At 68.9% G+C, this 7571-nt stretch carries 9 protein-coding genes; 2 read left to right on the top strand and 7 right to left on the bottom strand.

Annotated elements, in window-relative coordinates:
* On the top strand, positions 1 to 1219 hold a 1219-nt coding region (locus VGD44_RS04075), incomplete at its 5' end, for an AMP-binding protein (protein WP_331084138.1).
* Here VGD44_RS04075 and VGD44_RS04070 read toward each other — a convergent pair.
* On the bottom strand, positions 1216 to 1830 hold the full coding sequence (locus VGD44_RS04070; RefSeq protein ID WP_331084136.1) for a glutathione S-transferase family protein: 615 nt from the start codon (positions 1828 to 1830) through the stop codon (positions 1216 to 1218). The two genes, VGD44_RS04075 and VGD44_RS04070, sit on opposite strands and share 4 nt — an antisense overlap.
* Positions 1831 to 1942: 112 nt before the next feature.
* On the opposite strand from VGD44_RS04070, the gene VGD44_RS04065 reads away from it, so the two are divergent.
* Complete coding sequence (locus VGD44_RS04065) at positions 1943 to 2173, top strand: hypothetical protein (RefSeq protein WP_331084134.1); 231 nt, start codon at positions 1943 to 1945, stop codon at positions 2171 to 2173.
* Here the strand turns inward: VGD44_RS04065 and VGD44_RS04060 are convergent.
* The 6 genes from VGD44_RS04060 to VGD44_RS04035 all read right to left on the bottom strand — a co-directional run bounded on the left by VGD44_RS04060 (position 2170) and on the right by VGD44_RS04035 (position 7538).
* Positions 2170 to 2637: a hypothetical protein gene (locus VGD44_RS04060; RefSeq protein WP_331084132.1), complete on the bottom strand. Its 468-nt coding sequence runs from the start codon at positions 2635 to 2637 to the stop codon at positions 2170 to 2172. The genes VGD44_RS04065 and VGD44_RS04060 overlap by 4 nt on opposite strands.
* Before the next feature lie 57 nt (positions 2638 to 2694).
* On the bottom strand, positions 2695 to 4185 hold the full coding sequence (locus VGD44_RS04055) for an NAD(P)/FAD-dependent oxidoreductase (RefSeq protein ID WP_331084130.1): 1491 nt from the start codon (positions 4183 to 4185) through the stop codon (positions 2695 to 2697).
* A gap of 101 nt (positions 4186 to 4286) precedes the next feature.
* A complete protein-coding gene (locus VGD44_RS04050) occupies positions 4287 to 4862 on the bottom strand; it encodes a histidine phosphatase family protein (protein ID WP_331084128.1) in 576 nt (191 codons plus the stop codon).
* Positions 4863 to 4872: 10 nt separating this feature from the next.
* Positions 4873 to 5952 carry a phosphotransferase gene (locus VGD44_RS04045; RefSeq protein WP_331084126.1) on the bottom strand — a complete coding sequence of 360 codons (1080 nt, stop codon included), beginning with the start codon at positions 5950 to 5952 and terminating at the stop codon, positions 4873 to 4875.
* On the bottom strand, positions 5949 to 6302 hold the full coding sequence (locus tag VGD44_RS04040; RefSeq protein WP_331084124.1) for a nuclear transport factor 2 family protein: 354 nt from the start codon (positions 6300 to 6302) through the stop codon (positions 5949 to 5951). The genes VGD44_RS04045 and VGD44_RS04040 overlap by 4 nt, the downstream gene beginning before the upstream one ends.
* The gene (locus tag VGD44_RS04035) at positions 6303 to 7538 is read right to left on the bottom strand and encodes an FAD-dependent oxidoreductase (RefSeq protein WP_331084122.1); all 1236 of its coding nucleotides are present in this window, start codon (positions 7536 to 7538) and stop codon (positions 6303 to 6305) included.
* Positions 7539 to 7571 lie beyond the last annotated feature (33 nt).

Below are 7571 nucleotides of genomic sequence, written 5' to 3'. Positions count from 1 at the left end.
CTTCGCCGCCGCCGATGCCATCATGACGCACATTCACCATCCGATGCGTGTCATCGCGGTGGGCGGAGAACACGGCGCGTTCGGGAGCTATGCGGCCCTGCGCAAGGCTGCGCCTGCGCCCCGGCTCACGGCGCCCCAGGCGGACGACGACGTGTTGCAGCTCTACACCTCCGGCACGACCGGCCTGCCCAAGGGCGTGCGCCTGTCCAACGCCAACTACTCGGCCTTCCTGGGCCTGCGCCACCTGGTGGAAGGGTTCGACTACGGGCCGGACGACACCGTGCTGATCCTGATGCCCATGTTCCACGTGGCCGGGACCAACATCAGCTTCTCGGGCCTGGCGTCCGGCGGGCGCATCGTGCTGCAAGCCGAGTTCGTTCCGCCCACGGTGCTGAAGACGTTCGGCGCAGAGCGGGTGAACCATGTGTTCCTGGCGCCGGTCATGATCAACGCCCTCCTCCAGACGCCGGGCGTGGAAGACGCCGACTTCTCGAGCCTCAAGACCGTCTCCTACGGCGCTTCGCCGATCTCCGAGGCGGTGCTGGCGCGGGCGACGGACGTGTTCGGCTGCGGCTTCATCCAGTTCTACGGCATGACCGAGACGACCGGCGCGGGCACGACGCTGGCGCCGGCCGAGCATCGCGGCGAGCTGCTGCGTTCGTGCGGCCGGCCTTGGGAAACGCTGGAGACCCGCATCGCCGACGAGGACGGCAATACGCTGGGCCCCGGCGAGATCGGCGAGATCGAGATCCGCGGGCCGATCGTCATGGCCGGCTACTGGAACCGCCCCGAGGCCACCGCCGAGACGATCCGGCCCGACGGCTGGCTGCGCACCGGCGACGCCGGCTTCATGAACGAGGACGGCTTCTTCTTCGTCCACGACCGGGTGAAGGACATGATCGTGTCGGGCGGCGAGAACGTCTATCCGGCCGAGGTCGAGAACGCGATCCTGGGCTGTCCGGGCGTGGCCGACGCCGCGGTCATCGGCGTGCCCGACGACCGCTGGGGCGAGGCGGTGAAGGCGATCGTCGTGGCCAAGCCGGGCGAGAGCCCGAGCCCGGCCGACATCATCGCCTGGGCCCGCGAGCGGATCGCCGGCTACAAGGCGCCGAAGAGCGTGGACTTCATCGACGCCCTGCCCCGCAACCCCTCGGGCAAGGTGCTGCGCCGGGAGCTGCGGAAGCCGTACTGGGAGGGCCGGGACCGGAAGGTCGGCTAGGCGCTCGCCGCCGCGCTGGGCCGCGCCTTCACGCGTTCGAACCAGTCGACGATCTTCTTGTTCTTGGCGTCGATCGGCTGGCCCACGACGGCGCCGAAGTCCATGAACGCGAACAATAGGATGTCGGCCAGCGTGAAGCGGTCGCCGGCGAGCCACGGACCCTGGAAGTTCGCGTCGAGCCAGGCGATGCCGTCCTGGGCCACGGCCTTCAGGCCCGCCGAGGCCTCGGGCAGGCAGCGCAGGCGGCTCTCGAACATCGGCAGGCCTTCGCCGAAGCGGAAGCCGTTGGCCATGGGCTCGGCCACCTTGATGTCGACGCGGCGGGTCCACATGCGGGTCTTGGCGCGCTCCTCGGCGTTGGTCCCGATCAGCGGCGGGTTCGGCGTCCGCTCCTCGAGATACTCACAGATGGCAGTGATCTCGGTGATCACCGAGCCGTCGTCCAGCTCCAGCGCCGGACTCTGGCCGGCCGGATTGACCTTCAGGTAGGGCTCGCGCCGGTTCTCGCCGCTGCGCAGGTCGATCTCGACGCGGTCCATGTCCACGCCCTTTTCGGCCATGAACATCTTCACCACCCGCGGGTTCGGGCCGATCGACGTGTAGAGCTTCATCGCTGTTTCCTCCCTTGCTCTCGTTTTCGTGAGCCGTTGTACGTCCGGCCTACCACAGCGGCGGCGCCCCCGGGGTAGAATCACTCGCCCGAAAGGCGTATAAACCCCGCCCATGCAAGAGCGCAGTTTCCGCCAGGACCTCACAGGCTCCGACGAGAGCCTGGACGATCTCCTGTCGCGCCTGAAGGCTCAGCTTTCGCGGCCCAAGGCGCGTCCCGGTCGATATCCCCCGCCGGATTCCGGACATTTCGTGACGTCGCGCCGTCCGCTGGGTGGCGCAGGTGGGGCCGAGGCGCCCTTGCCGGTCGAGCGCGCCGCGCCTGACTGCTTCGCGCCGATCTAGCCCGGCAATCTGAAGTTCGAGTCCATCACGCAGCGCGCTTCGCCGTGCGGCACAGCTATGGTCGCCGGCTGGCCGAGGCCTGGATAGAAGAACCACTTGCCCTTCTCGGTGCTGACGGTCAGCGCGTTGGGGCTCGTGAACTGGCACGCGGGGTAGACGGCCGTCCCCCAGCCCGCGCCGTAGCGCAGCGTGCGGCAGTCCATGTGGCCGAACTCGCGAGCGAAGACGACGCCTTCGTAGTTGGTGGCCTTGGTGACCTTCAGCTTGCGCTGTGCGAACTCGGCCGCGGTGAGTTGCGGGCAAGGCGGCCCGTCGACCTTCGCCTCGGCCGCCCGGCCGAATGCCAGATCGCGCTGGCGCAGATAGTCGCCGCCATACAGCCAGCCGGCGAAGCCCAAGAAGACCAGCGCCGCGACGCCGATCGTCAGCTTCTGGCCCGTGGTGAGCTTGCGCCTGCGCGCCATGCAGAATCTCCGACCGAGAAATTACGGTCGTAGTCCGCTGCGCCGGCAAGCGCAACGTCAGGCGGCGAGCTTCTCGGGTTGCTTCACCGCCTGGCCGGCTCGGTTGCCGAAGCGCAGGACGCCGTCCTCGAGCTTGGCGTAGCGCAGGCTCATCAGGTCGAGCGCGTAGTTCTGGTTCAGCTTCCAGGGAACCTTGTTGCCCTGCTTGGGGAACTTGGCCATGGCGCGCTGGACGTAGCCCGAGGAGAAATCGAGCCACGGCTCGAAGGTCACCGATGGGTCGGTGTTCACCGGCGTCGCCTGCCGCTGGCGGGTGGCCTTCAGATGGTTCAGCACCCGGCAGACGTACTCGCACGTCAGGTCGCACTTCAGGGTCCAGGATGCGTTGGTGTAACCGAAGGCCGAGGCCATGTTCGGCACGCCCTCGTACATCATACCCTTGTAGGACAGGGTCCTGGAGGCATCGACGCGGGTCCCGTCGACGCTGACCTCGATGCCGTTCCAGACCTCCAGCACCAGGCCCGTGGCCGAGACGACGACGTCGGCCTCCAGCTCCTGGCCCGACTTCAGGCGGATGCCCGTCTCGGTGAAGGTCTCGATGTGGTCGGTGACCACCGAGGCGCGTCCGGCCCGGATCTCCTCGAACATGTCGGCGTCGGGAACCAGGCAGAGCCGCTGATCCCAGGGGTTGTAGGTGGGCGTGAAGTGCTTATCGACGTCGTAGTCGGGGCCAAGTTGCGCCCGCACCATCTTGATAATGTTGGCCTTCACGGCCTCGGGCTTCTTCCGGGCCATGTTGAAGAAGTACATGCCGAACAGCACGTTGCGCCAACGGACGATGTCGTAGGCCAGCTTCCCCGGCAGCTTCGAGCGCAGCCAGTTGGCCATCTTGTCCTCGGCCGGGCGGCTGACGACGTAGGTGGGCGAGCGCTGCAGCATGGTGACGTGGCCGGCGGTCTTGGCCATCTCCGGGACCAGGGTCACCGCGGTGGCGCCCGAGCCGATCACGACGACCTTCTTGCCGGAGTAGTCGAGGGCCTCGGGCCATTTCTGCGGGTGGACCAGGTCGCCCTTGAAGCTCTCCACGCCCGGGAAGTCCGGCGTGTAGCCACCTTCGTAGGAATAGTAGCCACCGCAGAGGAACAGGAAGGCGCAGGTGAAGCGCTGGGTCTTGCCGCCGACCTCGGCCTCGACGGTCCAGAGCGCGTCCTCGGTCGACCAGGAGGCGCGCTTGACCATGTGGCCGTAGCGGATCTTGCCGTCGATGCCGTTCTCGGTCGCCGTCTCGCGGACGTACTTCAGGATCGACGGGCCGTCGGCGATGGCCTTGGCCTCGGTCCACGGCTTGAAGGCGTAGCCCAGGGTGTACATGTCCGAGTCCGAGCGGATGCCCGGATAGCGGAACAGGTCCCAGGTGCCGCCGATGGCGTCGCGGCCCTCGAGGATGACGTAGCTGCGGTCGGGACACGCCGTGTTGAGATGATAGCCCGCGCCGACGCCCGAGAGGCCCGCGCCCACGATCACCACGTCGAAGTGCTCAACAGCCATGCTGGATTCCATCCCCTGGTTTGTTGACCCAAGGATAACTGATCATCGATAACTTACCAGCCGCAAATATGGCGCAGGTTGTCGCGGCCGCCCTTCGCGGCTCAGGCCGGCTCGCGAAGGTGGCCGCGGTCGTTCAGGCAGACGACGTTCCGCTGGCCGGTGCGGGCGCACATGTAGCGGTGGACGCTGGTGTAGTCGGGCTCGAAGAACAGCCGCGGGGCCATGCCCAGCACGTGAGCGGTCCAGACGTTGATCACGCCGCCATGGCAGAAGACGACGACGCGCTTGGAGGGATGGTCCTCGACGATCTTCTCGAGCGTGGCGACGACCGTGACTTGGAAGGCGGCGATGTCGACGCCGTGGTCGCCGGTCGCCATGGCGAGCCAGGCTTCGTAGTTGTCCCGCTTCAGCTCCTCCATGGGCACGTAGGTCCCGGACTCGCGGTCGAACTCGCAGATGCCGTCGTGGCAGTCGACGTTGTGGCCGCCCAGGGCCGCGAAGGGCTCTGCGGTCTGGATCGCACGCAGCATGGTGGAGGAGAAGACGGCGTCGATCCGCTCGTGCGCCAGCCAGGCCGCCACGCGGCGCGCCTGCTCGTGGCCCATTGCCGACAGCGGCGGGTCGGCGGTGTCGTCGCGGCGTTCCGGCAGGCCGTGGCGGACCAGGATCAGTTCCAAGATGTCGTCCTCAAGCGAGCGCCGCCAGCGCCTGGTGGTCCAGGATGTGGTCGGCGGCGCTGCCCAGCATCTGCATGAACATGTTGTCGCCGCGCTCGGTCTGGATCACCACCATGGCGGCGAAGAAGGCGGTCAGGAACAGCTGGAAGCCGCCGCGGCCGTAGTCACGGCGCAGGTCATCCATCGAATAGTCGGCGACACCGAGGCGCTCGAGCTCGGCGAGGTAGAGCGCCAGCAACTCGGCCTCGTGCACCCGGCGGACGTCGGGCGGCAGGGCGCCGGCCAGGAAGTAGGCCACGTCGGTCGCGCCCGGCGCGTAGGTGAAGGACTGCCAGTCCAGCACCGTCACCGGGTAGCCGCCGGCCGGCGTGCCGAACATCATGTTGTCGGGTCGGAAGTCGTGGTGCGCGAGGCTCTTCGGGCCCTCGTGGATGTCGCCGAAGCGGCCCCACCGCGACGTGATCGCCTCGCCCACCTCGATCCAGTGCGGCTTGAGCCGCGGGGCATAGCGCGCGCGGAAGGCCTGCCAGAGGCCCTTGACCATCTCGGGGGTGGCGGCGCTGGGCGGCGCGGCCTTCGAGCCCTGCACCCAGGGCAGCTCGTCCAGCCCCTCGTCGCCCCAGAACGAGCCGTGCAGCCGGGCCGCCTGCTCCACCACCAGGCGCGCCTGGTCCAGCGTCACGCCCTTCAGCTGGTCGCCCTGTTCGGCCGGCGCCAGGTCCTCCATCATCAGGACGAACTCGGAGCCGGTGGCGTCGGTGTCAGTGAACCAGCAGCGTGGGGTCTGCACCCGGGCCCGGGGCGCGAGCTGCTGGTAGAAGCGCACCTCGCGCAGGTAATTGCCCAGCATGATGCCGGTGGCGCGGCTGGTGTCGTCGGGCGACGGGAATTTGCCGACCAGCGAGCGGGGCGCGTCCTCGGCGTCGCGCTCATAGGCGAGCTTGAAGCGCACGCTCTCGCCGATCTGGCCGGTGCCGACGTTCTTCGCCTCGAACGACTTCACGACTGCATCGACGCCGGCGTTCTGCAGCACGCCGGTGAGCCAGGCGGCGTCGATGGCCCCGGGCCGACGGATGTCGGGGCTCGTCATGCCGGCATCTGGTGGACGTAGACCTCGTTCAGCGCGATGCGGTCGCCGTCGAGGATGACGAGATCGAAGCCGCGCAGCCGGCCGCCCGAGCCGCCCTCCCCGATCTCGCAGTACCAGCGGCCGCAGAAGCCGCCCGGGATCGGCCAGGTCTCGTCAGGCGTGTAGGTCATCGGCGGCGTAGCGGCGAACAGGCCCGTCAGGTAGTCGCGGAGCGCCGCCTGGCCCTTGAGGCCTGCGGCCGTCTGCGGGTCCTTGTAGAGGCAGTCGTCGGCGTAGAAGGCGCAGAGGCGGTCGACGTCCTTGTCGGTCCAGGCCTTGAGCCAACGGGCGTTGTAATCGACGATGTCCATCTACACGGTCCCCAGCACCCGGGCGCGGTGCGCCTCGGTGAAGATCTCGGCCGGCGCGACCTCCGGTCCGGCCATGACCGCCACCCCGTGCAGCTTCAGCGTCGGATCGGCGGCGCCCAGCTCATGGTAGCGGTGGCGGCGCGCCTTGGCCGCGTCGTCGAACTCCATGTCCAGCGCCGACTGCAGCTGGCCGGCGAAGCGCAGCCGGCGCATCCGCTCGGCCCGCTCCTCGCCGTAGGGCGGGAACGCCGCCTCGGACCAGTTGTCGGACGCCTTCAGGATATCGCTGACGATCCGCACGTCGCGGTAGGTGATCGATAGACCCAGACCGATGATCGGATCGTTCCAGCCGGCTGCGTCGCCCACCAGCACCACGCCGGGGCCGTACGGGCGGTCGGTCCAGGCGTCGGCGTTGATGTAGCTGTAGAGCGGCCCGGCCGGGCGGCCGGCGACGATGTGGCGGTTCTCGGGGCTGCACGACATCGCGAAGGCGTCGAGGAACCGGCGCGGACCTTCGTCGCCCTTGAACCGGCGCGCCTCGGAGAGCGCGTAGCCGCCGTAGAGCCGGATGCGGCCGGACCCTTGCGGGAACGCCAGGAACCCGAAGTCGCCCTCGGTGCCGATCGCCTGCAGCGTCTCGCGCCAGCCCGGCGCGCCCTCGATCAGCAGACCTGCGAACCAGTGGTGCGGGGTGTCCTGGTGCAGTGGGATACCGGCCGCGTCGCGGACCTGTGAGGTCCGTCCATCGGCGCCGACGAGCAGCCGCGCGCTCGCCTCGCGCACCACGCCACCGACCTCGAAGGTCAACTTGGGGCTCGAACCCGCCTCGACCGACATCACCTGCACACCGCGCAGGGTCTCGGCGCCCGCGACCGCCGCGGCGTCGAACAGGGTCTGGCAGTGCTTCGGATGGCCCAGGCACAGTGGCCCTGGGACGCCCTCGCGGAAGAACCCCAGCGGCAGCGCCTCGGCCTCGGCGGCGGCGGGATCCTTGCCTTCGTCGAAGGTCACATGGTGGGTGATGTGGTGGCCGCCGGCGCCCTTCAGCAGGTCGTAGAGGCCGAGCTTGCGCACCTCGTCCACGCCCCACGGCGCGATCCATTCGCCGCGCACCCGGTCCTCGTAGACCTCGGAGCGCTCCAGCAGCAGCACCGAGCGGCCCGCGCTCGCCATGACCTGCGCCAGGGCCGACCCGCCGATGCCGCCGCCCACGACGATCAGATCGTACTCCGCCACGCGTCTCACCCTCGCCGGGCCGTCTGGCGCGAC

Origin of the sequence: Phenylobacterium sp., assembly GCF_036402295.1 — a bacterium.
Taxonomy (GTDB): Bacteria; Pseudomonadota; Alphaproteobacteria; order Caulobacterales; family Caulobacteraceae; genus Phenylobacterium.
Note: the sequence above shows the minus strand (reverse complement) of the source record. Positions and strands in the feature narration are given on the sequence as shown.

Excerpts from the sequence above, each read along its gene's own strand:
- VGD44_RS04055 (WP_331084130.1), bottom strand. The coding sequence starts at position 4,185 with ATGGCTGTTGAGCACTTCGACGTGGTGATCGTGGGCGCGGGCCTCTCG.
- VGD44_RS04045 (WP_331084126.1), bottom strand. The coding sequence starts at position 5,952 with ATGACGAGCCCCGACATCCGTCGGCCCGGGGCCATCGACGCCGCCTGG.
- VGD44_RS04065 (WP_331084134.1), top strand. The coding sequence starts at position 1,943 with ATGCAAGAGCGCAGTTTCCGCCAGGACCTCACAGGCTCCGACGAGAGC.
- VGD44_RS04060 (WP_331084132.1), bottom strand. The coding sequence starts at position 2,637 with ATGGCGCGCAGGCGCAAGCTCACCACGGGCCAGAAGCTGACGATCGGC.
- VGD44_RS04070 (WP_331084136.1), bottom strand. The coding sequence starts at position 1,830 with ATGAAGCTCTACACGTCGATCGGCCCGAACCCGCGGGTGGTGAAGATG.
- VGD44_RS04040 (WP_331084124.1), bottom strand. The coding sequence starts at position 6,302 with ATGGACATCGTCGATTACAACGCCCGTTGGCTCAAGGCCTGGACCGAC.